Below are 26812 nucleotides of genomic sequence, written 5' to 3' on the forward strand. Positions count from 1 at the left end.
GCTGTTCAGCGGGGGCGGGCCCCCCACGCCGGGGAACACCCCCCCTCCAACCACCCGTCCCCCCCCGGGCCGCGCCGGGCCCCCCCCGTCCCCCCTACGGGGTGAACGGCGGGGCACCGGTCAGGCGTGCTCACCGGTCGGCGGAGCGACCGTGCTCGCCGCTCCGAGGAGCGGCTGAGCTTGCTGCTCCGCGGAGCGGCTGTGCTTGCTATTCCGCGGAACGGAAACGCGGGAAGGCGCCGCGGCCGGCGTACTCGGCGGCGTCGTCGAGGATCTCCTCGATGCGCAGCAGCTGGTTGTACTTGGCGACGCGCTCGGAGCGGGCCGGGGCGCCGGTCTTGATCTGGCCGCAGTTGGTGGCGACGGCCAGGTCGGCGATGGTGACGTCCTCGGTCTCGCCGGAGCGGTGCGACATCATGCAGCGGTAGCCGTTGCGCTGGGCCAGCTCGACGGCGTCCAGGGTCTCGGTCAGCGAGCCGATCTGGTTCACCTTCACCAGCAGCGCGTTGGCGGTGCCGGTCTCGATGCCCCTGGCCAGGCGGGCCGGGTTGGTGACGAACAGGTCGTCGCCGACCAGCTGGACCTTGTCGCCCAGCTTGACGGTCATGGCCTTCCAGCCGTCCCAGTCCGACTCGTCCAGCGGGTCCTCGATGGAGACCAGCGGGTAGGCGTCGACCAGCTCGGCGTAGTACTCGATGAGCTCGGCGGCGGAGATGGCCTTGCCCTCGAACTGGTAGGCGCCGTCCTCGTAGAACTCGGACGCGGCGACGTCCAGGGCGAGCGCGATGTCGCGGCCGGGCACGTAGCCGGCCTTCTGGATGGCCTCGGTGATGAGGTCCAGGGCCTCGCGGTTGCTGTCCAGGTTCGGCGCGAAGCCGCCCTCGTCGCCGAGGCCGGTGGACAGGCCGCGCTCCTTCAGCACGCCCTTGAGGGTGTGGTAGACCTCGACGCCCCAGCGGACGGCCTCGGAGAAGGACTCCGCGCCGATCGGGGCGATCATGAACTCCTGGATGTCGACGTTGGAGTCCGCGTGCGAACCGCCGTTGAGGATGTTCATCATCGGAACGGGCAGCACGTGCGCGTTCGGGCCGCCCAGGTAGCGGAACAGCGGCAGGTCGCTGGCCTCGGAGGCGGCGTGCGCCACGGCCAGCGAGACGCCCAGGATCGCGTTGGCGCCGAGCGAGGACTTGTCCGGGGTGGCGTCCAGGTCGAGCATGGCCTGGTCGATCAGGCGCTGCTCGGTGGCGTCGTAGCCGACGAGCTCCGGGCCGATCTGCTCGATGACGGCCAGGACGGCCTTCTCCACGCCCTTGCCGAAGTAGCGGTTCTTGTCACCGTCGCGCAGCTCCAGCGCCTCGAAGGCGCCGGTGGAGGCACCCGACGGGACAGCGGCACGACCGGTGCTGCCGTCGTCGAGGCCGACCTCGACCTCGACCGTGGGGTTGCCACGCGAGTCGAGAATCTCACGGGCTACGACGACATCGATGGACGGCACGAGGCATCTCCTTGCGGAAGCAGGGTCCGGCTGACGTTGGGTGCTGCCGGCGGGACGATTGCGGAGTCGTTACGACCAGAGCCTAACCGCCCCGGCCCCCGGGGCCGCGCTGGCCTCGGTCCCGTCTCAGCGTGTGGCCCCGCTACCCACCAGTAGTTCACCTGCTTGCCCGATCGAAGCGGGCGAATACGGGGGAATGCGGGCGAAGGGGGACGGCGCCCGTCCCCCTTCGCCCGCAGGGCGCGGGCCGCTCAGGGCCCGGGCCGCTCAGCCGAGGTGCAGCACCTGGCCGGGCATGATCAGGTTGGGGTTGCCGCCGACGGTGCCGCGGTTGCCGTCGTACACCGACTGCCAGCCGCCGGACACGCCCTGGGCGGCGGCGATCGTCGACAGCGTGTCGCCGGCCCGGACGGTGTAGTCGTGACCGCCCTGCGCGGCGGCGGGCTGCGCGGCCGGGGCGGACTGTGCGGGCTGCGCGGCGCGGGGCGCGTACTGCGGCTGGGCGGCGGGCTGGCCCGCGTACTGCTGGTAGACGCTCTGGTGGCTGGTCCAGTACCAGGCGCCGTTGTTCTGGTACCAGTACACCTTCGCGTCGGCGTCCCAGCCGGCCTTGCCGGAGAAGCCCTGGGTCTGCGGCTGCGTCTGCTGCGGGGCCTGCTGGACGGGCTGCTGGGCGGCCGGCTTCGGGGCGGCCTGCTGGACCGGCTGCTGGGCGGGCTTCGGGGTCTGCGCCTGCTGGGTCGGCTTGGCGGCGGGCTGCTTGGCGGGCTTGGCATCCGTGGAGGTGTCCACGGAGGCCGGGGCGCCGCCCTTGCTCAGACCGGCCTTCTGGGAGCAGACGGGCCAGGCGCCCGGGCCCTGCGAGGCCAGCACCTTCTCGGCGACCGAGATCTGCTGCGCCTTGCTGGCCTGGTTGGCCTGCGGGGCGTAGGAGGTGCCGCCGTACGCCTTCCAGGTGCTGGACGTGAACTGCAGGCCGCCGGAGAAGCCGTTGCCGGTGTTGATGCTCCAGTTGCCGCCGCTCTCGCACTGGGCGACGGCGTCCCAGGTGGAGGCCGGGGCGGCGGAGGCGCCGGTGGCGGTGAGGAGCGGCATCGCGAGTCCGACGCCGGCCACACCGGCGACGGCGATGGCCTTCTCGGTCTGGGTGCGACGACGGTGGCGGCCAGTTCCAACGAACAGCATGACGAGGTCCCTCTCCGCACGCCTGCGAGGTGAGCTGTCGGGTTCGGACCGGGAGGTGGCCCGGCCGCCGAAAGCGGAAACGATTCCGCTCGGGCGGCTTCACCCCAAGCCGTTGGGGAACGGCAACAAACCTGGTTCCCCCGCCCCTGCCCAGGGTCTGGTCGGTTTCCCGTGACGCGGCGGGCAGGATTCGGCGTTCCGCGCACGAGGTCCGCAGCTGCGAACTCCAGGGAGAGTAGACAGATCATCAGACCAATAACAAGCTCATATCACCGATATCACACACAAATTACGGCGCGTGGTCAATCGCCTACCAACGGCGGCGGTATGTCCGGATTAATGCGGGTTCAGACCTGGCTCCACGACCCGCCGGAGACGCGCCGTCAGCGTGTCGGAGCGTCGGCCGACGTGACCGGCGCGTGCGGAGAGCGGGCCTCCGGAGTGAATTCGACCGGGAGTTCCCGCAGGCCACGCATGATCAGGCCGCCCCGCCAGCGAAGGTTCTCCGGGTTTTCCGCGAGCCGCAGGTCCGGCAGCCGGGAAAGCAGCGTGGTCAGTGCGCTCCGCCCCTCCAGGCGGGCCAGCGGGGCGCCGATGCAGTAGTGGATCCCGTGGCCGAAACCCAGGTGCGGATTGTCCGTGCGGGCCAGGTCCAGGGTGTTCTCGTCCGCGAACCTGGCCGGATCGCGATCCGCCGCGGCCAGCACCACCAGCACCGGATCGCCCACCGGGATGTCCACCCCGCCGATCGACAGCGGCCGCGTCGCGAAGCGCCACGTCGCCATCTCCACCGGCCCGTCGTAGCGCAGGAGTTCCTCGATCCCGGTGTCCAGCAGCGCCGTCTCGCCGCGCACCACCGACTCCTGCAGCAGCCTGCGCTGCTCCGGGTTGCGCAGCAGCGCGTACGTGCCGTTGCCGATCAGGTTGACGGTCGTCTCGAACCCCGCGAACAGGAGGATGAACGCCATCGCGGCGGCCTCGTTCTCGTTCAGGTGCTCGCCGTGGTCGCTCGCCCGGATCAGGCCCGAGATCAGGTCCTCGCCCGGATCCGCCCGCTTGCGGTGGATCAGCTCCAGCAGGTACGCCCGCATCCGCTTCACCGCCCGCCCCACGCCGCCGCGTTGGCCGCCGCCGTGCCGGATCATCATCCCGGCCCAGTCCCGGAAGTCGTCCTGGTCCTCGGCCGGCACGCCCAGCAGGTCGCAGATCGCGTAGATGGGGAGCGGGAACGCGAACTCGTGGATCAGGTCCGCCGAACCGCGCTGCGCGAAGCCGTCGATCAGCCGGTCCGTGAGCTGCTGCACCCGCGGCTCGAACTCCGCCACCCGGCGCGGCGTGAACGCCTTCGACACCAGCCGGCGCAGCCGGGTGTGGTCCGGCGGGTCGATGTTCAGCAGATGCGTCATCAAGTCCGCCTGGCGCTCCCCCGGAATTCCCACCCGCCCGGTGCGGTGCGCCTGCTCGCTGTGGTGCGCCGGGTTCTTCGACAGCCTGCTGTCCGCCAGCGCCTGCCGCGCGTCCGCGTAGCGGGTCACCAACCAGGCCTCCACCCCGCTCGGCAGCGTCGTGCGGTGCACCGGGGCGTGCTCGCGCAACCAGGCGTATGCGGGGTACGGATCGGTGGCGAACTCCCAGGTGAAGAGCTGCGGGGCGGCTGGGTCGGGCTGCACTGGCATGCGTCGACCGTATCCGGTGGGTCGGGGCCGCACCGCCTCCGGCGACCCCGACCGGCGGGGCCGGATCGTCGACACCCGGCGGACGGCCCGCCAACGCTCCGTGGATGCCTCGTGGACGGTCCGTGGACAGCTCTTGGACAGCTCTTGGCCGGGCGGCGGGCGTGACCCTGGTCACCTGAGGGGTAATCCCTGTTGCGGAGGGTCAGGACCTGCCTACGATCCTCCGCAGAAATCGTGGGCGCCGGTGCGGTGTCGCCCACAGGGAGGAGCAGACCATGCGGGTCAGCGGGTCAGTCGTCGTCATCGCGGTACTCGACGGCGGATCGGGAGCCGAGCTCGCCCGCCGGTTCGCCGCCGCCGGAGCCGCCGGAGTGCTGATCGCCGACCAGCGGGCCGGCGTCGCCGAGGACCTCGCCACCGAACTCGACCGGCCGGGCTGCCCCGTCGTCGGCGTCGGCGGCGACATCCGCCGCCCCAGCGACATCGCCGCCCTCGTCGACACCGCCGAGAAGCACCTCGGCCCCATCGACCTGTTCTGCGTCGCCGGCCCCGACGGCGAGCGGATCGTCTCCCTCGCCGAACTGCCCGCCCGCCTCGACCTCGAACGCCTCGCCGAACTCCTCGCCCTCGTCGGCGAGGCCATCGGCGAAGTCGTCCCCCGGCAGCGGCGGCCGATCGAGAACACCGCCACGGCCGCCTGAGGCCCCGCCCGGGCCCGCTACTCGCCGACCGGCTTGAGGCCCTCGGCCGCGCGCACCGCGTCCCGGTAACCGCGCGCGGCCGAGCGCAGCGCCGCGTCCACGTCCACCCCGGCGTCGTGCGCCCGCTGGGCCACCGCCAGCAGCAGCCGGCCCGCCGACTGCGCCGTCAGCTCCGCCGGCAGCGCGTACGGCTCGTCCGGCACGCCCGCGAAGCCCGCCCGGCGCACCCGAGACACCAGCTTCGCCGCGTACGCCAGCGACGGCAGCCCGGCCGGCACGCCGTCCAGCACCGACTCCCGGTCCGCCTTCTCGGCCGCCTTCAGCTGCTCCCAGTTCGCCTCCACCTCGGCGGCGCCCTCCGCCTCGACGTCCCCGAACACGTGCGGGTGCCGGTACATCAGCTTCTCGACGATGTCACCGGCCACGTCGTCGATCGAGAACGCCTCCTCCGGGTGCTCCTCGGCGATCCGGGAGTGGAAGAACACCTGGAGCAGCACGTCGCCCAACTCCTCGCGCAGCGTCTCCCGGTCCCCCTCCTCGATCGCCTCGACCAGCTCGTACGCCTCCTCGACCAGGTACTTCACCAGGCTCTCGTGCGTCTGCTCGGCGTCCCACGGGCAACCGCCCGGCGAGCGCAGCCGGTCCATCACCGACACCAGGTCCAGCAGCCGCGCCCCCGGCAGGTCGTACGACCCCGGCAGCACCTCGATCTCCGGCACCTCACCGGCGTGCTCCACCGCCAGCCGCGCCAGCGCGTCCGTCAGCCCCGGATCCCCGTCCGGGCTGCCCAGCCACACCGTCGGCCCCGCCCCGCCCGGCTGCCCGGTCAGCAGCCGCGCCAGCGCCGGCGCCGCCACCGCCGCCACGACCTCGACCTCCACCCCGGCCTGCCGCACCGCCGCCACCTGCGGATGCCCCGCGTCCGCCGCCAGCACCCGTCCTGCCGACCGCAGTGCCTCCCACGCCGGCCACGCCAGCAATCCGGGGGCCACCCGGTGGGTGGTCGTCAGCAGGATCAGCTTCGCGTCCGGAACATTCGTCGTCACACCCCGAACCTACCCGCCGCCCGCCCGGGGCGGGGACGAGGCGGGAACGGGGCGGACGGTGGGGCGGGCGGGGGCTACTTCTTCGACCCCGCCAGGTCGTCGAACATCGCCGACAGGAACTCGCTGCACCAGCCCAGCAGATCCCGCCCGACCAGCGGCTTGCCGCCGATCCGCCCGGTGCTCGGCCGCGGCACCAGCAGCTGCTGGGCGGCCGCCTTGACCTGGCTGCGCGGGTAGAGCCGGTTCAGCCGCAGCTGCTGGGACTCCCGCAGCTCCACCGGCCCGAACCGGACGTTGGCCCCCTGGAGGGTGATGTCCGCGATGCCGCACCGCCGGGCGTACAGCCGCAGCGCCGCGACCAGCAGCAGGTTCTCCACCGGCTCGGGCAGCTTGCCGTAGCGGTCGACGAGCTCGTCCCGGACCTGCTGGATGTCCGCCTCCGAGTTGACCGCCGCGATCGAGCGGTACGCCTGCAGCCGCAGCCGCTCGCCGGGCGCGTAGTCGTGCGGCACGTGCGCGTCGACCGGCAGCTCGATCTTCACCTCCAGCGGCTCCTCCTCCGGCTCGCCGCCGTTCGCCAGCGACTCGCGGAACTCGGCCACCGCCTCGCCGACCATCCGCATGTAGAGGTCGAAGCCGACGCCCGCGATGTGCCCGGACTGCTCGCCGCCGAGCAGGTTGCCGGCGCCGCGGATCTCCAGGTCCTTCATCGCCACGTACATGCCGGCGCCCATCTCGGTGTGCTGGGCGATGGTGGCCAGGCGCTCGTGCGCGGTCTCGGTGAGCGGCTTCTCCGGCGGGTACAGCATGTACGCGTAGCCGCGCTCGCGGCCCCGGCCGACCCGGCCGCGCAGCTGGTGCAGCTGGGAGAGGCCGAAGGTGTCCCCGCGCTCGACGATCAGGGTGTTGGCGTTGGAGATGTCGATGCCGGACTCCACGATCGTGGTCGACACCAGGACGTCGAACTCCTTCTCCCAGAAGTCGACGACGACCTTCTCCAGCTGGTTCTCCCCCATCTGCCCGTGCGCGGTGGCGATCCGCGCCTCGGGGACGAGGTCCTTGAGCCGGGCGGCCGCCTTGTCGATCGACTCCACCCGGTTGTGGATGTAGAACACCTGGCCCTCGCGCAGGAGTTCGCGACGGATCGCGGCCGAGATCTGCTTCTCGTCGTAGGGGCCGACGAAGGTCAGCACCGGGTGCCGCTCCTCCGGCGGGGTGGTGATGGTGGACATCTCGCGGATGCCGGTGACGGCCATCTCCAGGGTGCGCGGGATCGGCGTCGCGGACATGGTGAGCACGTCGACGTTGGCGCGCAGCTTCTTCAGCTGCTCCTTGTGCTCGACGCCGAAGCGCTGCTCCTCGTCGACGATGACCAGTCCGAGGTCCTTGAACCTGGTCTCGGAGGAGAACAGCCGGTGGGTGCCGATGACGACGTCCACCGAGCCCTCGAACAGGCCCTCCAGCACGGCCTTGGCCTCGCTGTCGCTCTGGAACCGGGAGAGCGCCTTCACCGACACCGGGAAGTTGGCGTACCGCTCGGCGAAGGTGGAGAAGTGCTGCTGCACCAGCAGCGTGGTCGGCACCAGCACCGCCACCTGCTTGCCGTCCTGCACCGCCTTGAACGCGGCGCGCACCGCGATCTCGGTCTTGCCGTAGCCGACGTCGCCGCAGATCAGCCGGTCCATCGGGACGGACTTCTCCATGTCGGACTTGACCTCGGCGATGGTGGTCAGCTGGTCCGGCGTCTCCGCGTACGGGAAGGCGTCCTCCAGCTCGCGCTGCCAGGGGGTGTCCGGGCCGAAGGTGTGGCCGGGGGCGGCCATCCGGGCCGAGTACAGCTTGATCAGGTCGGCGGCGATCTCCTTGACCGCCTTCTTGGCCCGCTGCTTGGTCTTCGCCCAGTCCGCGCCGCCGAGCCGGTGCAGCGTCGGGGCCTCGCCGCCGACGTACTTGGTGACCTGGTCGAGCTGGTCGGTCGGCACGAACAGCCGGTCGCCGGGGTGGCCGCGCTTGGCCGGGGCGTACTCCAGCACCAGGTACTCGCGGGTGGCGCCCTGGACGGTGCGCTGCACCATCTCGACGTACCGGCCGACGCCGTGCGCCTCGTGGACGACGTAGTCGCCGGCGGCCAGGGCCAGCGGGTCGATCGCGTTGCGGCGCCGGGACGGCATCCGGCGCATGTCCTTGGTGGAGGACTTCTGGCCGGACAGGTCGGTCTCGGTGATGACCGTGAGTTTCAGGGCCTCGTCGACGAAGCCGTGCTCGATCGAGCCGCAGGAGACGTAGACGACGTCCCGGGTGGGCGCCTCGGCGAGGTCGGCGACCAGCCGGGCCGGGATGCCCTCGTTGCCGAGCACCTCGGCGAGCCGGGAGGCGGGCCCGTGGCCCTCCGTCACCATCACGACCCGCCAGTCGGCGGCCAGCCGCTCCTTGGCGTCGGCGATCGCCCGGGCGGTGTCGCCCCGGTAGGCCTCGACGGCGTGCATGCCGAGGGTGAGCGTGTTGGCGTCGCCGTGCCAGCCAGCGGCTCCGCCGCGGGCAAGCACCTCGTCCACGGTGGACTCGCTGGTCGCGAACGGGCTGACCGACCACCAGGGCAGGCCGATCTCGGCGGCGTGCTCGCGCACCTCGGCGAGCGAGCGCAGCGAGGCGGCGGAGACGTCGATGGTCTCCAGGTCGATCGGGCGGTGCCCCCCCGGCCCCGGGGGGGCGCCCCCCGCGCGCGCCGGGGCCCGTTCGCGTCACGGGAGGGGCAGTACCGGTCGAATACGACCGGTAGCCGTCCGGATGGCGGGAAGTTGCGCCGACCCCGGTGACATGGATCACTCCATGCCCTAGATTGCGCAGCCGTACTGACTGTCGATCACCGATGGTGCTGCTCGGCGGGTTCGCGGGGGCGTGCGGTGCCCCGCGGGCTGCGGCGCCGACGGGGAGAACCCTCCGGAGCGGAGCCGAAGATGCCGTCTGATCCCGATACCGTCGAACCTGTCATGCCCGAGCCACCCGGGGACCGGGTGCCCGCGGTGACCCCCGAACGGGTGCTGGCCGGGCTCGCCCTGCTCGTGCCGATCGTCGCGATGCTGTGGGTGTCCTCGTACGACAAGACCGACCCGGGCGTCGGCGGGGTGCCGTTCTTCTACTGGTACCAGCTGCTCTGGGTGCCGGTGTCTGCGGTGTTCACCGTGGCCGCGTACCTGCTGATCAACCGGGACGAGAAGGCCCGCAAGGCGGCGCGGAAGGCGGGTGGCGCGCGATGAGCCACGTCAACGTCACGGCCCTCACCGTCTTCGTGCTGTTCTTCGCCCTGGTCACCGTGATGGGATTCCTCGCCTCCCGCTGGCGCCGCGCGGACGACGCGGCGCACCTGGACGAGTGGGGCCTGGGCGGCCGCAGCTTCGGGACCTGGGTCACCTGGTTCCTGCTCGGCGGCGACCTCTACACCGCGTACACCTTCGTCGCCGTCCCGGCGGCGGTCTACGCGACCGGTGCGGCGGGCTTCTTCGCGGTGCCGTACACGATCGTCGCCTACCCGCTGGTCTTCCTCTTCCTGCCCCGGCTCTGGTCGGTCTCCCGGGTGCACGGGTACGTCACCCCGGCCGACTTCGTCCGCGGCCGGTACGGCTCGCGGCCGCTCTCCCTGGTCGTCGCGCTGACCGGGATCCTGGCCACCATGCCGTACATCGCGCTCCAACTCGTCGGCATCCAGGCGGTGCTGGACGTGCTGGGCGTCGGCGGCGGCGAGAACGCCAACTGGTTCGTCAAGGACCTGCCGCTGTTCCTCGCCTTCGGCGTGCTGGCCGCGTACACCTACTCCTCCGGGCTGCGCGCCCCGGCGCTGATCGCCTTCGTCAAGGACGCCCTGATCTACATCGTGATCATCGTCGCGGTGATCTACATCCCGATCCGGCTCGGCGGCTACGGGCACATCTTCGACGCGGCCGCGCACAAGTTCAGCGCCCCCAAGTCCCCCGGCTCGCTGACCCTCCCGGGCGACAAGCAGTGGACGTACGCGACGCTGGCGCTGGGCTCGGCGATGGCGCTGTTCATGTACCCGCACTCGGTGACCGGCGTGCTGGCCTCCAAGTCCCGCGGCACGGTGCGCCGCAACATGGCGATCATGCCCGCGTACTCGCTGATGCTGGGCCTGCTGGCGCTGCTCGGCTTCATGGCCATCGCGGCGGGCGTCGGCAAGGGCGACAAGAAGTTCAATGCCCAGCTGTCCGTGCCGCAGCTGTTCGCCGACATGTTCCCGGACTGGTTCACCGGCGTGGCCTTCGCGGCGATCGGGATCGGCGCGCTGGTGCCGGCCGCCATCATGTCGATCGCGGCGGCCAACCTGTTCACCCGCAACGTCTACAAGGAGTGGCTGAAGCCCGCCGCCACCCCGGCGGACGAGACCCGGATCGCCAAGCTGGTCTCGCTGCTGGTGAAGGTCGGCGCGCTGGTCTTCGTGCTCGGCATGGACAAGCAGGCCGCGATCAACCTCCAGCTGCTCGGCGGCCTGTGGATCCTGCAGACCTTCGTGGCGATCGTCGGCGGCCTGTTCACCCGCTGGTTCCACCACTGGGCGCTGTTCGCCGGCTGGGCGGCCGGCATGGCCTACGGCACCTGGAAGGCCTACGGCATCGCGAGCCCCGCCACCAAGCACTTCGGCGGCAACGCGGCCGCTATCCCCGGCATCGGCGAGATCGGCTACATCGGCCTGACCGCCTTCGCGCTCAACCTGATCGTCGCGGTGGCGCTCACCCTGGTGCTGCGCGCCGTCAAGGCGCCCGACGGCCCGGACGAGACCAGGCCCGCCGACTACAGCGCCGAGGCCGGCGACGAGGAGCCGAAGAACGCGCCGGAGCCCGTAGCGGCGCACTGATTCGCGCCGCACGCGCCCTGTGATCGCGCCGCCCTCTCCGTGAACACTGGAGAAGGCGGCGCGATCATATGTATGAACAGCCGCCTTCGCAGGGCACCACCAGACCGGACCGGCGACCGGCCGGCAACTGATCGACCCACGGGGAGCACGCGGCCATGGCAGAACTCGGCACCACCCTCAACGGCCAGCACCAGTCCACCCAGAGCCCGCACCACCTCACCACCCACCGCCCGGCGTCGGCCACCCGGCTGCCGTCCGTGCTGATCGCCACCCGGCACGGCGAGTCCACCGCCAACGTCGAGTTCCAGCTGGCCGAGGCCGCCGGCGCGCTCAGCGTCCCGATCAGCTGCCGGGACGCCGACATCCCGCTGTCGCTGCACGGCCAGCAGCAGGCCCAGGCGCTCGGCCGCTGGTGGGCCGCCCTGCCCAGCGCCGACCGCCCGCGCAGCGTCTGGTGCTCGCCGTACGTGCGCACCACCGAGACCGCCCGGATCGCGCTCGCCCAGGCCGCCGGGCTCGGCGCCGTCCCGGTCACCCTCGCCGTGCGCCACGACGAGCGGCTGCGCGACCGCGAGCTGGGCGTCCTGGAGATGCTGACCCGGGCCGCGATCGAGGCCAAACACCCGGAGGAGTCCGCCCGGCGGCGCAAGATGGGCGAGCTGTACTACCGGCCGCCCGGCGGCGAGTCCTGGGCCGACGTCGCGCTGCGGGTGCGCAGCCTGCTGCGGGACCTCTGCGAGGAGGAGGCCGGGCGGCCCGTCCTGCTGGTCGCGCACGACTGCACGGTGCTGATGCTGCGCTACGTGCTGGAGCGGCTCACCGAGGAACGGCTCACCGCGCTCGCGCCCGTGCGCAACTGTTCCACCAGCCTGTGGCGCGCCCAGGACGGGCGGCTGCACCCGGACCGCTGGAACAGCGTCGACCACCTCGCCCTGGAGAACTGACCGCCGGTCACGAGCCCTCGTCCGGTCACGCCTGCTCGTCCGGTCACGCCTCGTCGTCCGGGCCGGCGAAGCAGCGCCGGTAGGCCAGCGGCGTGGTCCCCAGCCGGCGCCCGAAGTGGTGCCGCAGCGCGGCCGCGTTGCCGAAGCCGCAGCGGGCGGCGATCGCGTCCACCGGTTCGGCGGTGGACTCCAGCAGCCGCTGGGCGAGCAGCACCCGCTGCCCGGTCAGCCAGCGGTGCGGCGTGGTGCCGGTCTCCTGCTGGAAGCGGCGGGCGAAGGTGCGCGGGGACATGTGGACCCTGGCGGCCAACTGCTCGACGGTGCAGTCCCGGTCCAGGTGGTGGCGCATCCAGTCGAGCAGCGGCGCCAGCGAGTCGCCGTCGCCGCCGGGCAGCGGGCGGCTCACGAACTGGGCCTGCCCGCCCTCCCGGTGCGGCGCCACCACCATCCGGCGGGCGATCCCCCGGGCCACCTCGGCGCCCTGCGCCTTGCGCACCAGGTGCAGGCAGGCGTCGATGCCGGCGGCCGTCCCGGCCGAGGTGATCACCGGGTCGTCGTCCACGTACAGCACGTCCGGCTCGACGGCGGTCCGCGGGAAGCGCCGGGCCAGGTCCTCGCTGTGCCGCCAGTGGGTGGTGGAGCGGCGGTCGTCCAGCAGCCCGGCGGCGCCGAGCACGAAGGCGCCGCTGCAGATCGACAGCACCCGACCACCGTCCGCCACCACCGAGCGCAGCCCCGCCAGCAGCGGCTCCGGGTACTCCGGGCGGATCGTCGTCGCGGTGACCACCACCAGGTCGGCCCCGGCCAGCCGCTCGGGGCCGTGCGGGACGTCCACCGCGAACCCGGAGTGCGTCGTGTGCGGCCCGGGGCGGGCGCCGGCGATCGCGAAGTCGTACCCGGGCAGGCCGTCGGCCGTGCGGTCGAGGCCGAAGACCTCACAGGCGACACCGAGCTCGAAGGGGTGGATCTCCTCCAGCACCACCGCGACCACGTTCTTCAGCATGCCGCCCAGGATGCCCCGGCCAGCACCGGCGACGGAAGGCCGGGGCAGGCCCGGGTGGCAGTTTTTCGATGAGATCAGTCATTCCTGCCACTCGTGGCCGCCGCCCCGCCCGACCAGAGTGGAGCCATGGACACCGGCACTCTCGCAAGCGCAATCGCCCTGGTCGGGGCCGTCGGAGGCTTCGGCCTGCTCGGCACCCTGATCGGCCGGGAGGTCGCCCGCGGCGCCGCCACCGGCCGCGACAACTGGCACCGCCCGGGCGGCTACCCGGCCGGCCCGGAACGCCTGGACCGGCTGTACGGCACCATGCCCGCCGCCTCGCTGCGCCCCTCCGCCGACCCGGCCACCCTCCCGGTCCGGGCCACCCCGGAGATCATCACCCCGGACGGCTCCGGCACACTGACGGGATGGACATCCTCATCCGCCAGGCCCTTCCGGAGGACCTCGACGACGCCGGCCGCATCACCGTCGAGGCCTTCGTCGGCGACGGCCACACCTCGCCCGAGAGCAGCTACGTCGAGCTCCTGCGCGACGCCGCCCGCCGGGCCCGGGAGGCCGAACTCCTGGTCGCGGTCGACCAGGCCGAAGGACGGGTCCTCGGCTGCGTGACCTACGCCGTCGGCGGCACCGAGTGGGCCGACATCGCCAGCCCCCGAGAAGGCGAGATCCGGATGCTCGCCACCGCCGCGGCCGCCCGCGGCCGGGGCGTCGGCGAGGCCCTGGTCCGCACCACCATCGCCCGCAGCCGCGCACTCGGCCTGGACGGCATGGCGTTCTCCACCCGCCCGCAGATGACCGCCGCCCACCGCGTCTACGAGCGCACCGGCTTCCGCCGCACCCCCGAGCGCGACTGGTCCCCGTACCCGGGCATGGACCTGATGGTCTACAGCCTGGCATTCTGAGCCAGGCCGGGGCGTCGTCGGCCCTCCTCCTCCCCGGTGACCGACAGACGATCAACGGACGTCTTTTGATATAAACCACAGATCACGTCTGATGCCACGTCGCGGCAGCCGACCGATCCCGGGGGGACGCACCACATGGACGACGGGCCCGGCCTCGGCACGCCCGCGAGCGGCCCCACGCTCCAGGACATGCGCACGTCCCGGGGCATCGAGCCCCCGGCCACCAGCCGCTACGCGATCCCCGCACCGACGCCCCGGCCGCGCGGGCCGCTGCCGCCCTCCGTCCGCTTCCCGGCGGTCGACGGGCTGCGCGGCCTCGCCATCGCCTCCGTCCTGCTCTACCACACCAACTGGTTCCAGAACGGCCTGTTCGGCGTGGACGTCTTCTTCGTCCTCTCCGGCTTCCTGGTGACCCTGGTGCTGATCCGTGAACTGGACCGCACCGACGGCATCCGGCTCGGCGTCTTCTACCGCCGCCGGGCCAAGCGGCTGCTGCCCGGGCTGCTCGCCACCGTCCTCCTCGTCGTCGCGCTGTCCGCACTGGTCAGCCCGCTGCGGGACGTCAAGGACCTCCGCCCGCAGGCGCTCGCCGCGCTCGGCCAGGTCGCCAACTGGGCCCAACTGGCCCGCGGCGACGCCTACTGGCAGCACTTCGCCTCCATCGACCCGCTCGCGGCCATGTGGTCGCTCAGCATCACCGAGCAGTTCTACGCGCTCTGGCCGCTGCTGCTGCTCGCGGTCTTCGGCCTCTGCCGCCGCTCGCTGCGCGCGACCGGCGTCGTCACCGCCGGGCTGTTCGTCGTCGCCGCGCTCGTCGCCCCGCTGATGTGGAACGGCGACAACAGCGACCGCCTCTACCTCGGCACCGAGACCCGCGCGGTCGGCTTCGCGGCCGGCGCCACCGCCGCCTTCGCGGTCTACCTGCGGCTGCGCCGCCAGGTCCGCGCGGCGGCCCCCGACGACGACGGTGCCACCCGCTCCCGGCGGCGCCTGCTCGACCGCTCCGCGGCGGCCGGCACCCTAGGTCCTGTCCTGGCGCCCGCCCTGCTCGGGACCGCGGCCCTCGGCGGCCTGGTCTGGGCCAGCCTGTCCGTCAGCGGCTACCACGAGCCGCTGCTCTACCAGGGCGGGCTGGCCGTGGTCGCGGCGCTGGCCGCCGTCCTGGCCGCCTCGCTCTGCCACGACCGGGGCCCGCTGGTCCGGCTGCTGTCGCTGCCCCCGCTGCGGCTCACCGGCACCATCTCCTACAGCCTCTACCTGCTCCACCTGCCGGTGTACTGGCTGCTCCAGCACTACGTCGACGACATCTCGCCGCAACTGCTGCTCGCCATCGGCGCACCGCTCTCCTGGGTGCTGGCCTGGCTGATGCACACCGGCACCGAGAAGCTGCGGGTGCTGCGCTGGCGGGCCTTCCCGGCCGTCCCGCTGCTGGCCGTCGCCACGGCGGTGGCCACCACCGGCGCCTGGTACCTGCCCGCCTGGGTCCAGTACGACATGCGGTCCGGGCCGAGCGGCAAGCCCGCGGTCCTCGTCCTCGGCGACTCCTTCGCCCAGGACCTCGCCACCGGCCTCTACCGGCACGGCGACCGCTACCGGGTGGTCGACGGCGGGATCAGCGGCTGCGGCGTGTTCGACCCGGACAAGGTCCGCACCACCTCCGGCGAGGAGTTCGACACCAGCCGGGAGTGCCGCGACCGGGCCGCCGCGTGGGACCGGCAGCTCGCCGGCGCCGCCCCGCAGGCCGTCGTGATCCACCTCGGCTGGGACGCCGCCGAGCAGTACCTCGACGGCAGCTGGCTCAGCCCCTGCGAGGAGGACTACAAGAGCCGCTACACCGCCCAGCTCACCCAGGCCGTGGACCAGGTCCGTCGCCGCGCGCCCGGCGCCCGGGTGCTGCTGATGAACGAACGGGTCGAGAACGGCGCCATCAACAAGGGCTGGGGCACCTGCTACGACCAGCAGGTCGCCGCCTACGTGAAGGCCACCGCCGGCGCCGTCCGGCTGGTCGACCTCAACACCTTCTTCTGCCCGTACGAGACCTGCGCGTGGAAGGACCGCGACGGCCACTGGGTCACCCCCGCCAACGACGGGGTGCACCTCACTCCGGCCGGCATGCGGTTCGTGACGCCGTGGCTGGAGCAGCAGATCGCGGACGGAATGACCGGGCCGCCGTCGGGGCCGCCCACGGCCGCCCCGACTCCGACCTCGACACCGACGCCCACATCCGCACTGACCCCTACGCCGGCGGCCACCAAGCCGACGGGCCAACCGAGTTCGGCCAAGCCCGGCCGGGCCACGCCCTAGCCGGAGCCTAGGACGGCGGCAGTTCGTAGGTCTGCGCGAAGCAGTCGCGGATCGCCTGCTCGGAGGCCGGGCGCCCGGCGTAGTCCATCCGCGGGGTGTCCTTGTTGGTCGGCAGGTTCGGGTCGATGCCGAAGTACAGCGACCAGAAGTACAGCCCGCGCAGCTTGCGCTCCTGCGCCACCTGGCAGACCGCGGTGAACCAGGTCGCCTGGACGGCCTCGTTCAGCTCGGTCTTCTTGTAGTACTCGCCGGGCGTCTTGTAGGCACCCTTCTGCGCCGGGATGCCCACCTCGGTGAGCTTGGTGGTCGGCTGCGGACCGCTGCCGCGCTTGTCGAGCCAGGCGTTCCAGCTGGCCTTCAGGTCGGCGACCGGGGCGTCGTCACCGGCCGACTTGGCCGGCGGGTAGGCGTCCACGCCCGTGCCGTCCGCCGGGACCGCTATCGGGCCCTTGGACCAGTTGTCGAAGTTCGCGTCGTACACCAGCTCGCCGTGGAAGGTCTTCCGCGCCTGGTCGATGAGACCGGGCCACCGCGGGTCGCCCTCCAGCGAGTTGAACTCGGTGCCGATGGTGACCTCGGCCGCGGAGTGCTCCTGGGCGGTCTTCAGGTAGGGCGTCAGGAAGGCGGCGTAGCTGGCGAACCAGGCGTCCCGGTCGGTCGGCGCGATGTTGCCGCGCCACTTGAGGGTGTTGAGGTAGTCGAAGACGTCCTCGTCCATGATCGGACGGATGGTGGTGCGCAGGCCCGCCCGGTGGGCGGCGTCCAGCAGCAGGGCCAGCCGCTCCGGGGTGGGGGTGGTCGGCCGGGCGGCGACGGCGTTCGACCTGGTGCCCGTCGTGTAGTACGGGAAGGTCACCGACAGGGAGTTGGCGTTCAGCCCGACCACGTACTTGACGATGCGGTCGACCTTGCCCTGGACGAAGTTGTCCGGGTCCGCCGGATCGTCCAGCCAGTACACCTGCACGCCCCACTCGGGGCTGCCCTCGGCCCACGGGCGGGCCACCTTGGGGCCGGTGTCCTCGGCCGGCGGCGCGTCCTTGCCGAAGCCCCAGACCCGGCCCTGCTCGGTCGCGGAGCCGGCCCAGTGCACGGCGGTCGGGCGCTGGTGGACGAACTTGAGCGGGTGGTCCCCCCAGACCACCGGGACGCCGACGGTGATGGCGACCACCACGGTCGGCAGGATGAAGATGACGGGGCGCTTCACAGCGGTGACCTCCGATCAGGCCGGCTTGGCGATGACGACGAACTTGTTCTCCTCGCCCTTGAGGAACTTGATCAGCCCGCGCAGGCCGCCCCAGCCCTCCAGGAACGAGAACAGCGGGATGGCCGCCACCACGACGATCGGCTCCCACCACTTGCGCCGGTGGTTCGCCGAGGCGACGACGTTCAGGCGCAGGCCCTCCCAGTACGTCCAGATGACGTAAGCGAAGTTGATCGACCAGACCAGCACCACGGACTGGGTGACCGGGGAGGTGTTCCAGGTGCCGGTGAACCAGGCGACCAGCAGCACCAGGCCGACGTGCTGGAGCGGGCCGAGCACCCAGCTGACCATGCCCATCCCGATGAACAGCCGGTACCGCAACGGGATCGTCCTGTTGAAGCAGAGCGCGACCAGGCCCCAGGCCCAGCGCTCGCGCTGCTTGAGGAAGTCCTTGACCCCGGCCGGCGAGGCGCCGTAGCAGCGCCCGTTGAACCAGTCGCTGCGGCCCGGGTAGCGCTGGCAGAAGTTCAGCGCCATCTGGGCGTCCTCGACGATGGTCTTCGGGCCGAAGTCCCAGCCGATGGTGGCCTCCACCGAGGAGCGCATCAGGAGCAGTTCGCCGTGCACGCCGGCGATCGGGGTGCCGGTGCCGGTCATCGCGCGGAAGCGGGCGATGTCGTCGGCCGGGCGGATCGCGTCGGCGAGCCAGGTGAAGGTGGAGACGGCGTTCTCCCGCGGGTACGTCAGGATGCCCTGCGCCATGTGCTTGGCGTCGTCCCCGGCCCGGCGCTGCCGGTTGACGAACTGCGCGACGGCGGCGGCGGTGTCCGGGCCGACGCCGGTGTCGTCGTCCATGTGCAGCACCCAGACGTCGTCCTCGGCCTCGCCCTCCTCGATCCGCAGCTCGTGCGAGTAGTGGTTGGCACGGGCCTTGAACTTGGTGCCGTTGGCCGTCTCGTAGGCCTTCGGCACGGTCACCACCCGGATCAGCGGGTTGCGGGCGGCCAGCCCGTCGATCTTCTCGGCGGCCGCGCAGCCCTCCTCGGTGAGGACGTCCACCCGCATCCACGGGAAGTAGGCCGGCAGGTGCTCGACGTACGAGAGCACCGAGCGCTCCAGCGCCGGATAGGTGTCGTGGCGGCCGATGGTCGGCACCAGCACGATCAGGAAGTCGTCCTCGACCGGCACGGCCGGCGTCATCCGGCTCACCTGGCGCAGCCGGCGGCGGACCATCAGCACACCCTGGAAGCCGATCAGGACGCCGAACACCGGCATCCCCCACAGGATGGTGATCGTCCAGCCGAGCGGGGTGGGGTTGGGCACGTAGGCCCAGACCGAGAAGGCGAAGATGACCGTGAAGGAGAAGTAGAACGGGAGGACCCGGGGCTTCCACGACATCTGTCGCTCGGCGAGCCGGGCGGCCTCGCGGGACGTGGTGAGCACCGTCCGTGCGGGGGCTGTCGATGGCATGGCGAAAGTCGCTCCTCGTCTGCTGGCGGGCCGATCCCCTGCGGGAGCCGGGTCGTTCGTGGGCGGTCCGGGGTTGCGGCGGTCCAGGCCCGCGGCGGTTCGGGGCTGCGGAGGTTCGGGGCTGCGGCGGAGGTTCAGGCCTGCGGCGGGCGGTCCGTCGGCGGGCGGTCGGCCGGGGGCGCGACCGGGCCGGGGGCGACCGGACCGGGCGTCACCGGCGGCGCGGCGGGCCACGGCTGCTGGGCGAGCGTCGACGGGTGCGGGGCCGGCTGGGTGGGCTGCTGCGCGTACGGCACCGGCTGCGACGGCTGGGCCGGCGCCGGCTGCGGCCAGGCGGCGGGCTGCGACTGCGGCGCCGGGGGCTGCTGCGGCCACGCGGGCTGCGGCTGCTGCTGGAACGGCGGCTGCGGTGGCCAGGCGGCCTGCGGCTGCGGCGGCTGTTGCTGCTGTTGCTGCGGCCAGGCGGGCTGGTGCTGGAACGGCTGCTGCTGCTGGAACGGCTGCGGGCCCGGGGCCGGCTCGGCCGGGATCGTCTGCAGCAGCGACCAGTGCAGCTGTCCGCCCGACGCCGCGGCGGCTTCCGACGCCCCCCGCTCCCGCCACTTCAGCCGGGCCAGCAGCAGGATCAGCGCCGCGGTGACGACCACGCCGAGCGCGAAGGTCGCGAGCTTGAGGCCGCCCTCGGTGGTGCTGGTGAACCACTCCCGCTGCGGCTTGTCCAGGAGTGCGCCGGTCAGGCTGCGCACCCGGTTGTACCCCTCGACCAGTGCGACGCCGGCCGCCACCCCGAGCGCCCAGGTGCGCCCGCGCAGCAGCAGGATTCCCGAAACCAGGTAGATCAGGCCGTAGTTGAGGCTGCCGGTCTCGGCGTCCACCGAGGTGCCGCCGTAGTAGAAGATGCCTTTGACGTAGGTCGCGAACCCGACCTGGCCGAAGCAGTTGTACGCCGCCCAGCCGAGCAGCACCACGCCCCAGCCGACGGCGATGCCGCCGGCCGCGCGCATCGCACGCGCCTGTCCCATCCCGCACCCCCGCCCCGCCGGGCCCGTCCCGGCGTCAGCCCCTCGGCTTCGCCGCCACAGGATGCCACACGGCACAACGGACACGGTATTCCGGCCGTTCAACGGAATTCAGTGGTGTAGCACACCTCGCGGCGACCGGCTCGGCGGACGCACGGGGCGGCTCAACGGACGTGCAGGCCGCCCCAGTCGACGTTCGCGCCGAACGGGCCTGCGCCGCCGGTGAGCGCCAGCGGGCTGTGGTAGGTGGCGTTGACGTCCGCGCCGGAGTTGCGCGGCTGGTCCGGCGTCAGGTTGTCCGAGGTGAGCGACTGCCCCCAGACCGTCCAGATCGTCCAGGGCGTGCGCCGCAGCGTGTCCGGCTGGCGGGAGTTGACCGGGACGGCGAAGGACTCGGCCAGGATCCGCGGCTTGCCGTAGGCCGCGAGCCCGTCGTAGTACCGCTTGGTCCACACCTCGCCGGTGCCGATCGGGTGCGCGGGGCTGCCGCTGTAGTCGTCCACCCCGACCACGTCGACGTACTGGGAGCCCGGGTAGTAGTCCCACGGGTCCGCGCCGGGGGCTCCGTCCCAGGACACCGGCGTCCAGACGAACAGCAGGTTGTGCAGGCCCCTGGTCTCCACCAGGTAGCGGTAGGTGATCCGCCACAGCGCCTGGTAGTCGGCCGGCTTCTGGCCCGACCACCAGAACCTGCGGGCGCAGTCCTGCACGTTCATCTCGTGGTACGGGCGCAGCAGCACCGGCACGTCGTGGGCGGCCAGGTACTCCAGGTGGTCGGCCAGGTAGGACAGGTCGGTCATCAGCGCGCGGTACTCGGGGGTGTCGTGCGCACTGTCGACGACCCGGCCGAACCAGCCCTTGTCCTTGGCGGCCGGGGAGTTCGAACAGAGCACCTGCTCGAAGGACTTGACGTCCGAACCGGGGTAGGGCTGGTGGAAGGACATGCCGACGATCCCGGCCGGCCCCCCGCCGTTGTCGGGCAGTTCGGTGGTGGTGCCGTCGCAGTTGTGCTGGACGCCGGCCGTGCCGTAGCTGCCGTCGTCGGCGCGCGGGTGGCCGGACCAGACGGCGGAGAGCAGGTCGACGGCGTCGTCGGTGTACTGCCAGCCGGCCCGGCAGGTGGGCCACCGGCCGGCCGAGTAGGAGCGCGGGTCGCCGACGCCCCAGCCGGTCTGGCCGTAGCCGGGGCCGAGGTCGGTCTCAACGAAGCCGGGCAGCTTGCCGGTGAGGTCGGCGGCCTTCTTGTAGTAGTAGCCGACCTGCTTGGTGCCGCGGTAGTCGCCGTACTCGGGGTTGTTGCGCTCGTTGTGCGCCTCGACGTGCTGGCCGATCACCGTCCCGCCGCTCTGCCCGGTGCGGGCCTGCCCCTCCAGGTCGGCGAGCAGCTGCTGGACGGCCCGGGCGTTCGGCGAGGCCTGCGGGTCCCGGGCGAGCAGGTCCCGGCCGACCTCCGGCGGCAGGGTGCGGCCGGAGAAACCGACCGCCACCGGGACGCGGGCGGGCTGTTCGCCGTCGGCCCGGCCGTCACGCTGCAACAGCGCCACGGCGCCCGCGGCCACCACGACCCCGGCCGCGGCCAGGACGGCGGGCTTGCCGCGCAGGGCTCTGGGCAGGGCCACGGACCGCTCCTCCGGTTGCTCGCCGGCACCGGCCCAGGCGGACACAACCGGAACACTCGTGCGAATGACTGCCCCGAGAGCCTGCCACACTCCCCCGGCCCCGGCGAGCGAACCCGCCGGGGCCGGAGTGTCACGGCGGATCAGCCGGCCGCGGCGGCCCCCGGCGCACCCGGCGCGGCCGCGGACGCGGCCTTGGCGCGCTGGAGCAGCTGGCCCTTCACGTGCTCGCCGAAGCCGGCGGCCGCCGCGGTGGCGGCGGCGTCAGCGGTGTCGCCGCCCTTCGCCGAGCCCTCGACCGTGAAGTAGGCGTACCGGCCCAGGGTGTTGTGCGTGTTGGTGCAGCCCGGCGTGGCGCAGAAGGCCGGCGCGCCCGGCGCGACGGCGCCCTTGAGGTGGCCGGTGTAACTCTTCATCGAGGTCTCGGCCTGGATCTTGTGGTCGAAGACCGCGACGCCGACGGTCACCGCGCTGTCGCCGGAGACGTAGGTCGCCCGGAGCACCTTCTGGCAGCCCTGGTCACCGAGGACCTTGCCGAGCCCGCCGGTCGTCGAGTTCCCGTCCCAGCAGGGCGAGTCCAGCGAGACGAAGGTCCGGTTCCAGGTGGCGCCGTTGACCGTCACCTGGAGTGCGGAGAACAGCGCCCCCGCGTCCTGTGGTGCCGGGTCGGTGGCGGCCTCCCAGATCGGCTTCGACGGGTCGTCCGGCGCGCCGCCCGGGGTGCCGGCGGCACTTGGCGCGGCGCTCTGGGCGGCACTCGGTGCGGCACTCGGCGCGGCGGAGGACGGCCGGTTGGAGGCCGAGGCGGTCGGCCCGGTGGGCGGCTTGTCGCCGTCGCCCTTCGTCAGCAGCACCGTCCCGCCCGCGACCAGGCCGCCGACCAGGACGACCGCGACCGCCACGCCGAGGGCCCGCAACCGGCGGCGGCGCTTGTCGTCCGCCGCGTTGCGGTCCGCCAGCGCCTGCCAGTTCGGCTCGGCGCGCTGCGGCGCCTGGGGCTGCGGGTACGGCTGCGGGTGCGCCTGCGGGTGCCCTTGGGGATGCGGCTGGGGGTTCGGCTGCCACTGCGGCGGCAGCTGCTGCCCCGGTTGGCCCGGCTGCGGCAGCGGAGGCTGCCCCGGCGGACCGGGCTGCGCCACCGGCTGCGCGGGCGGCACCGGAGGTCCGTACGAGGCCGGCGGCGGCCCGAAGCCCCCGCTCGGCGGCAACACCGGACCGGGCACCACCGGCGGCTGCTGACCGTGCGCGTCCCCCGGCCCGGTGGGAGGCGTTCCCTGCGGACCCTGCCCGGGTGCGCCAGTTCCGTCGCTCACGCGCCCCCTCGCTTCGCTCGATGATCGCTTCGCGAAACGCGCCCCTCGGCGCTTCGCTCGCTCATGCGCCCAGATCGTAGGGCATGCCCCCGCCAGCCGGTCCGCCCGGTGACCGTTCCGTATCGAAACCAGGACGCCGGAGCCCGGAACCAGGGCCCCGGGAGCCCGGATCCGAGGCGCCCCAAGGCCACGACCCGCCCCCTCCCAGCACCCCCGGTTATCGCGCCGACACACCGCGCCGTACTACATGTGGGGTCGCATCAGAGAGACACCACAAGATGTATGCTCAATCCTGCTGTCGATGCAGGGGAACCCGGTGCGAATCCGGGACTGCCCCGCAGCGGTGAGCGGGCGGCTCCAGCAGCCGCACCGCGAGTCCGAGTACCTGCCGACGGTGTGCGCACGGGCCCTCCCGCAGAGGCCGCGCCAGCACGAGAACTACCTTCCGGGCCTCGCGGGCGGGCCGGGGACGCCACTGTCGCGCGACGCTTTCTGCGTACGTGCCGTGCTCCCCTGCCCCGAACGGCCCGGTACCCCCCGATCACCGCCGCCGATCGCCGCCAGGAGAGAGCGCCTTGACCACCGCTGCCTCAGCCACCCTGCCCGCCCAGGGCACCGGCCCCGCCCCCACCGACCCGACGGTCTCCGACCCCGGCGGCGCGCTTCTTCGGCTGCTCACCGACCGCAGCGTCGATCTCCCCCAGGTGGACCCCGGCCATGTCGCCGCCGCCGCGCTGCGCGGCCGCCACGCCGGCTCGGACTTCGCCGAGCTGCGCGGGCTGGCCGTGGACGCCGCCGCGTCGATGATCGCCGAGGACCCCCAGTACTCGAAGCTGGCCGCCCGGCTGCTCGCCCTGGAGATCGTCGACGAGGCGAACAGCCAGGGCTCGCGCTCCTTCGCCGCCTCGATCGCCGTCGGCCACGACGAGGGCCTGATCGGTGACACCACCGCCGCCTTCGTCGCCAAGCACGCCGCCGCCCTGGACGCGCTGATCGACGCGCACGGCGACGACCGCTTCGAGTACTTCGGCCTGCGCACCGTGCAGTCCCGCTACCTGCTGCGCCACCCGATCACCCGCAAGGTCATCGAGACCCCGCAGCACTTCCTGCTCCGCGTCGCCTGCGGCCTGGCGGTCGGCGACAGCGAGCAGTCCGTGCGCGAGGTCGCCGAGCTGTACGGCCTGATGAGCCGGCTGGAGTACCTGACCTCCTCGCCGACCCTGTTCAACTCCGGCACCCGGCACCCGCAGATGTCGAGCTGCTACCTGCTCGACTCCCCGCTGGACAACCTGGACTCGATCTACAACCGCTACGCGCAGATCGCCCGGCTGTCCAAGCACGCCGGCGGCATCGGCCTGTCCTACTCGCGCATCCGCTCGCGCGGCAGCCTGATCCGCGGCACCAACGGCAAGTCCAACGGCATCGTCCCGTTCCTGCGCACCCTCGACTCCTCGGTCGCCGCCGTCAACCAGGGCGGCCGCCGCAAGGGCGCGGCCTGCGTCTACCTGGAGACCTGGCACGCCGACATCGAGGAGTTCCTGGAGCTCCGCGACAACACCGGCGAGGAGGCGCGGCGCACCCACAACCTCAACCTGGCGCACTGGATCCCGGACGAGTTCATGCGCCGGGTCAACGCCAACGAGGACTGGTCGCTGTTCTCCCCCGCCGACGTGCCCGAGCTCGTCGACCTGTGGGGCTCCGACTTCGACGAGGCCTACCGCAAGGCCGAGCTGGCCGGCAAGGCCGTGCGCACCATCCCCGCGCAGACCCTGTACGCCCGGATGATGCGCACCCTGGCGCAGACCGGCAACGGCTGGATGACCTTCAAGGACGCCTCCAACCGCGCCGCCAACCAGACCGCGCTGCCCGGCCGCACGGTGCACTCCTCGAACCTGTGCACCGAGATCCTGGAGGTCACGGACGACTCCGAGACCGCCGTCTGCAACCTCGGCTCGGTCAACCTCGGCGCCCACGTCGCCCCCGGGGCCTCCGTCGACGACCTGCTCGGCGCCATGGACTGGGAGCGCCTCGACGCCACCGTCCGCACCGCCGTGACGTTCCTCGACCGCGTGGTGGACATCAACTTCTACCCGACCACCGAGGCCGGCACCTCCAACTCCCGCTGGCGCCCGGTCGGCCTCGGCGTGATGGGCCTCCAGGACGTCTTCTTCAAGCTGCGGATCGACTTCGACTCCGCCGAGGCCGCGCGGCTCTCCACCCTCATCGCCGAGCGCATCATGCTCACCGCGTACGAGCGCTCCGCCGACCTGGCCGAGCAGCTGGGCCGCCACGAGGCCTACGGCGAGACCCGCGCCGCCCGCGGCGAACTGCACATCGACCACTTCCCGACGGCCGCCCCGCAGTGGGCCGACCGCTGGACCGCGCTGCGCGCCCGCATCGCCGAGACCGGCCTGCGCAACTCGCTGCTGCTGGCCATCGCGCCGACCGCGACCATCGCGTCCATCGCCGGCGTCTACGAGTGCATCGAGCCGCAGGTCTCCAACCTGTTCAAGCGCGAGACGCTGTCCGGCGAGTTCCTCCAGGTCAACCCGTACCTGGTGCGCGAGCTCAAGGAGCTCGGCGTCTGGGACCAGCAGACCCGCGACGCCCTGCGCGAGGCCAACGGCTCCGTCCAGGAGCTGGGCTGGCTGCCCGCCGAGGTCCGCTCGCTCTACCGCACCGCCTGGGAGCTGCCCCAGCGCGCGCTGATCGACCTGGCCGCGGCCCGCATGCCGTACCTCGACCAGAGCCAGTCGCTGAACCTGTTCATGGCGGCGCCGACCATCGGCAAGCTCAGCTCGATGTACGCCTACGCGTGGAAGGTCGGTCTCAAGACCACCTACTACCTGCGCTCGCGCCCGGCGACCCGGATCGCCCAGGCCGCCTCCGGTGCCGCCCGCGCCGCCGCGCCCGCGTCCGCGTCCGCGTCCGCGCCCGTGCCGGTGAACACCCCGACCCTCACCCCGGAGGAGGAGGCCGCGCTGGCCTGCTCCCTGGAGAACCCCGAGTCCTGCGAGGCCTGCCAGTGAGCACCCCCGACCGCGAGAAGATGCTGCTCGACCCCGGCTTCGAGCTGACCCTGCGCCCGATGCGCTACCCGTCGTTCTACGACCGGTACCGGGACGCGATCAAGAACACCTGGACCGTCGAGGAGGTGGACCTGCACTCCGACGTCGCCGACCTGGCCAAGCTCAGCGAGGGCGAGCGCCACCTCATCGGCCGCCTGGTCGCCTTCTTCGCCACCGGGGACTCGATCGTCTCCAACAACGTGGTGCTGAGCCTCTACAAGCACATCAACTCCCCGGAGGCGCGGCTGTACCTGTCGCGCCAGCTGTTCGAGGAGGCCGTGCACGTCCAGTTCTACCTGACGCTGCTCGACACCTACCTGCCCGACCCCGAGGACCGCAACGCGGCCTTCGCCGCGGTGGAGAACATCCCCTCCATCCGCCAGAAGGCGCAGTTCTGCTTCAAGTACATGAACGCCGTCGACCACATCGACTCGCTGCAGACCAAGGAGGACCGCCGCGCGTTCCTCCTGAACCTGATCTGCTTCGCGGCGTGCGTCGAGGGCCTGTTCTTCTACGGCGCGTTCGCGTACGTGTACTGGTTCCGCTCGCGCGGCCTGCTGCACGGCCTGGCCACCGGCACCAACTGGGTGTTCCGCGACGAGTCCATGCACATGGACTTCGCGATGTCGGTCGTCGACACGGTCCGCGAGGAGGAGCCCGACCTCTTCGACGACGAGATGGCCAAGCAGGTCACGGAGATGCTGGAAGAGGCCGTCGAGGCCGAGCTCCAGTTCGCCCAGGACCTGTGCGGCGACGGCCTCGCCGGCATGAACACCGACTCCATGCGCCAGTACCTGGAGGCTGTGGCCGACCAGCGCCTCGCCCGCCTGGGCCTGCCGATCCGCTACGGGTCCACCAACCCGTTCGGCTTCATGGAGCTCCAGAACGTCCAGGAGCTGACCAACTTCTTCGAGCGCCGCGTCTCCGCGTACCAGGTCGCGGGGGGAGGGAGCGTGGGCAGAAACCGAAAACTGATAAAGAAAAAAGACAAACCAAAGTGTG

18 protein-coding genes, 1 pseudogene and 2 riboswitches are annotated in these 26812 nt (G+C 72.3%); of the genes and pseudogenes, 8 read left to right on the top strand and 11 right to left on the bottom strand.

The window, feature by feature from the left end; all coding sequences use genetic code 11:
• Window positions 1–208: 208 nt before the first annotated feature.
• The 3 genes from eno to ACFV6I_RS16625 form a co-directional block, all read right to left on the bottom strand.
• A complete protein-coding gene (gene eno, locus ACFV6I_RS16615) occupies window positions 209–1495 on the bottom strand; it encodes a phosphopyruvate hydratase (RefSeq protein WP_363588371.1) in 1287 nt (428 codons plus the stop codon).
• 267 nt (window positions 1496–1762) lie between these two features.
• The gene (locus tag ACFV6I_RS16620) at window positions 1763–2680 is read right to left on the bottom strand and encodes a transglycosylase family protein (RefSeq protein WP_380425922.1); all 918 of its coding nucleotides are present in this window, start codon (window positions 2678–2680) and stop codon (window positions 1763–1765) included.
• Window positions 2681–2685: 5 nt separating this feature from the next.
• Window positions 2686–2853: riboswitch (cyclic di-AMP (ydaO/yuaA leader) on the bottom strand.
• A 210-nt stretch (window positions 2854–3063) separates the two neighbouring features.
• A complete protein-coding gene (locus tag ACFV6I_RS16625) occupies window positions 3064–4356 on the bottom strand; it encodes a cytochrome P450 (RefSeq protein WP_380425924.1) in 1293 nt (430 codons plus the stop codon).
• 275 nt (window positions 4357–4631) lie between these two features.
• Here ACFV6I_RS16625 and ACFV6I_RS16630 point away from each other — a divergent pair, with 275 nt between their 5' ends.
• Window positions 4632–5057: an SDR family NAD(P)-dependent oxidoreductase gene (locus ACFV6I_RS16630; RefSeq protein ID WP_063348037.1), complete on the top strand. Its 426-nt coding sequence runs from the start codon at window positions 4632–4634 to the stop codon at window positions 5055–5057.
• 17 nt (window positions 5058–5074) lie between these two features.
• On the opposite strand, the gene ACFV6I_RS16635 is transcribed toward ACFV6I_RS16630, so the two are convergent.
• The gene (locus tag ACFV6I_RS16635; RefSeq protein WP_380425926.1) at window positions 5075–6103 is read right to left on the bottom strand and encodes a MazG family protein; all 1029 of its coding nucleotides are present in this window, start codon (window positions 6101–6103) and stop codon (window positions 5075–5077) included.
• A 74-nt stretch (window positions 6104–6177) separates the two neighbouring features.
• Window positions 6178–8799 (bottom strand): annotated as a pseudogene (gene mfd, locus ACFV6I_RS16640) (transcription-repair coupling factor); the annotation flags it as partial.
• 294 nt (window positions 8800–9093) lie between these two features.
• Between mfd and ACFV6I_RS16645 the strand changes: the two are divergent.
• The 3 genes from ACFV6I_RS16645 to ACFV6I_RS16655 all read left to right on the top strand — a co-directional run bounded on the left by ACFV6I_RS16645 (window position 9094) and on the right by ACFV6I_RS16655 (window position 11914).
• Complete coding sequence (locus ACFV6I_RS16645) at window positions 9094–9360, top strand: DUF3311 domain-containing protein (RefSeq protein ID WP_350879663.1); 267 nt, start codon at window positions 9094–9096, stop codon at window positions 9358–9360.
• On the top strand, window positions 9357–10970 hold the full coding sequence (gene mctP, locus ACFV6I_RS16650) for a monocarboxylate uptake permease MctP (protein WP_063347866.1): 1614 nt from the start codon (window positions 9357–9359) through the stop codon (window positions 10968–10970). Before ACFV6I_RS16645 ends, mctP begins: the two co-directional genes overlap by 4 nt.
• A 155-nt stretch (window positions 10971–11125) precedes the next feature.
• Entirely contained in the window at window positions 11126–11914 is a 789-nt protein-coding gene (locus ACFV6I_RS16655; protein WP_380342784.1) for a histidine phosphatase family protein, read from the top strand.
• A gap of 43 nt (window positions 11915–11957) precedes the next feature.
• Here ACFV6I_RS16655 and ACFV6I_RS16660 read toward each other — a convergent pair whose 3' ends face one another.
• Window positions 11958–12917 carry a helix-turn-helix domain-containing protein gene (locus ACFV6I_RS16660; RefSeq protein ID WP_380379452.1) on the bottom strand — a complete coding sequence of 320 codons (960 nt, stop codon included), beginning with the start codon at window positions 12915–12917 and terminating at the stop codon, window positions 11958–11960.
• 407 nt (window positions 12918–13324) lie between these two features.
• On the opposite strand from ACFV6I_RS16660, the gene ACFV6I_RS16665 reads away from it, so the two are divergent.
• Both ACFV6I_RS16665 and ACFV6I_RS16670 read left to right on the top strand, forming a co-directional pair.
• A complete protein-coding gene (locus ACFV6I_RS16665; RefSeq protein WP_380425928.1) occupies window positions 13325–13819 on the top strand; it encodes a GNAT family N-acetyltransferase in 495 nt (164 codons plus the stop codon).
• A 135-nt stretch (window positions 13820–13954) separates the two neighbouring features.
• Window positions 13955–16123, top strand: a complete 2169-nt coding sequence (locus ACFV6I_RS16670) for an acyltransferase family protein (protein WP_380425929.1) — start codon at window positions 13955–13957, stop codon at window positions 16121–16123.
• 7 nt (window positions 16124–16130) lie between these two features.
• Here the strand turns inward: ACFV6I_RS16670 and ACFV6I_RS16675 are convergent, their stop codons facing one another.
• From ACFV6I_RS16675 to ACFV6I_RS16695, 5 genes are all read right to left on the bottom strand, one after another.
• Complete coding sequence (locus tag ACFV6I_RS16675) at window positions 16131–17327, bottom strand: glycoside hydrolase family 113 (protein ID WP_380379444.1); 1197 nt, start codon at window positions 17325–17327, stop codon at window positions 16131–16133.
• A gap of 15 nt (window positions 17328–17342) precedes the next feature.
• Window positions 17343–18794, bottom strand: a complete 1452-nt coding sequence (locus tag ACFV6I_RS16680; RefSeq protein ID WP_063347871.1) for a glycosyltransferase family 2 protein — start codon at window positions 18792–18794, stop codon at window positions 17343–17345.
• A gap of 134 nt (window positions 18795–18928) precedes the next feature.
• Window positions 18929–19816, bottom strand: coding sequence for a hypothetical protein (locus tag ACFV6I_RS16685; protein ID WP_380425932.1), 888 nt, complete (start codon window positions 19814–19816; stop codon window positions 18929–18931).
• A gap of 161 nt (window positions 19817–19977) precedes the next feature.
• A complete protein-coding gene (locus tag ACFV6I_RS16690; protein ID WP_159398436.1) occupies window positions 19978–21432 on the bottom strand; it encodes a glycoside hydrolase family 26 protein in 1455 nt (484 codons plus the stop codon).
• Window positions 21433–21572: 140 nt separating this feature from the next.
• On the bottom strand, window positions 21573–22586 hold the full coding sequence (locus tag ACFV6I_RS16695; RefSeq protein WP_380425934.1) for a hypothetical protein: 1014 nt from the start codon (window positions 22584–22586) through the stop codon (window positions 21573–21575).
• Between the two features lie 421 nt (window positions 22587–23007).
• Window positions 23008–23150: riboswitch (cobalamin riboswitch) on the top strand.
• A 191-nt stretch (window positions 23151–23341) separates the two neighbouring features.
• Here ACFV6I_RS16695 and ACFV6I_RS16700 point away from each other — a divergent pair.
• Both ACFV6I_RS16700 and ACFV6I_RS16705 read left to right on the top strand, forming a co-directional pair.
• The gene (locus tag ACFV6I_RS16700; RefSeq protein ID WP_380425942.1) at window positions 23342–25771 is read left to right on the top strand and encodes a ribonucleoside-diphosphate reductase subunit alpha; all 2430 of its coding nucleotides are present in this window, start codon (window positions 23342–23344) and stop codon (window positions 25769–25771) included.
• The coding region (locus tag ACFV6I_RS16705) for a ribonucleotide-diphosphate reductase subunit beta (protein ID WP_380425936.1) at window positions 25768–26812 on the top strand (1045 nt) is incomplete at its 3' end. The genes ACFV6I_RS16700 and ACFV6I_RS16705, both read left to right, overlap by 4 nt.

The sequence above is a fragment of the Kitasatospora sp. NPDC059803 genome (assembly GCF_042732255.1).
Classification (GTDB): domain Bacteria; phylum Actinomycetota; class Actinomycetes; order Streptomycetales; family Streptomycetaceae; genus Kitasatospora.

Coding starts and splice junctions, on each gene's coding strand:
- ACFV6I_RS16620 (WP_380425922.1), bottom strand. CDS start 2,680: ATGCTGTTCGTTGGAACTGGCCGCCACCGTCGTCGCACCCAGACCGAG.
- ACFV6I_RS16625 (WP_380425924.1), bottom strand. CDS start 4,356: ATGCCAGTGCAGCCCGACCCAGCCGCCCCGCAGCTCTTCACCTGGGAG.
- ACFV6I_RS16630 (WP_063348037.1), top strand. CDS start 4,632: ATGCGGGTCAGCGGGTCAGTCGTCGTCATCGCGGTACTCGACGGCGGA.
- ACFV6I_RS16645 (WP_350879663.1), top strand. CDS start 9,094: ATGCCCGAGCCACCCGGGGACCGGGTGCCCGCGGTGACCCCCGAACGG.
- mctP (WP_063347866.1), top strand. CDS start 9,357: ATGAGCCACGTCAACGTCACGGCCCTCACCGTCTTCGTGCTGTTCTTC.
- ACFV6I_RS16655 (WP_380342784.1), top strand. CDS start 11,126: ATGGCAGAACTCGGCACCACCCTCAACGGCCAGCACCAGTCCACCCAG.
- ACFV6I_RS16660 (WP_380379452.1), bottom strand. CDS start 12,917: ATGCTGAAGAACGTGGTCGCGGTGGTGCTGGAGGAGATCCACCCCTTC.
- ACFV6I_RS16665 (WP_380425928.1), top strand. CDS start 13,325: ATGGACATCCTCATCCGCCAGGCCCTTCCGGAGGACCTCGACGACGCC.
- ACFV6I_RS16670 (WP_380425929.1), top strand. CDS start 13,955: ATGGACGACGGGCCCGGCCTCGGCACGCCCGCGAGCGGCCCCACGCTC.
- ACFV6I_RS16680 (WP_063347871.1), bottom strand. CDS start 18,794: ATGCCATCGACAGCCCCCGCACGGACGGTGCTCACCACGTCCCGCGAG.
- ACFV6I_RS16685 (WP_380425932.1), bottom strand. CDS start 19,816: ATGGGACAGGCGCGTGCGATGCGCGCGGCCGGCGGCATCGCCGTCGGC.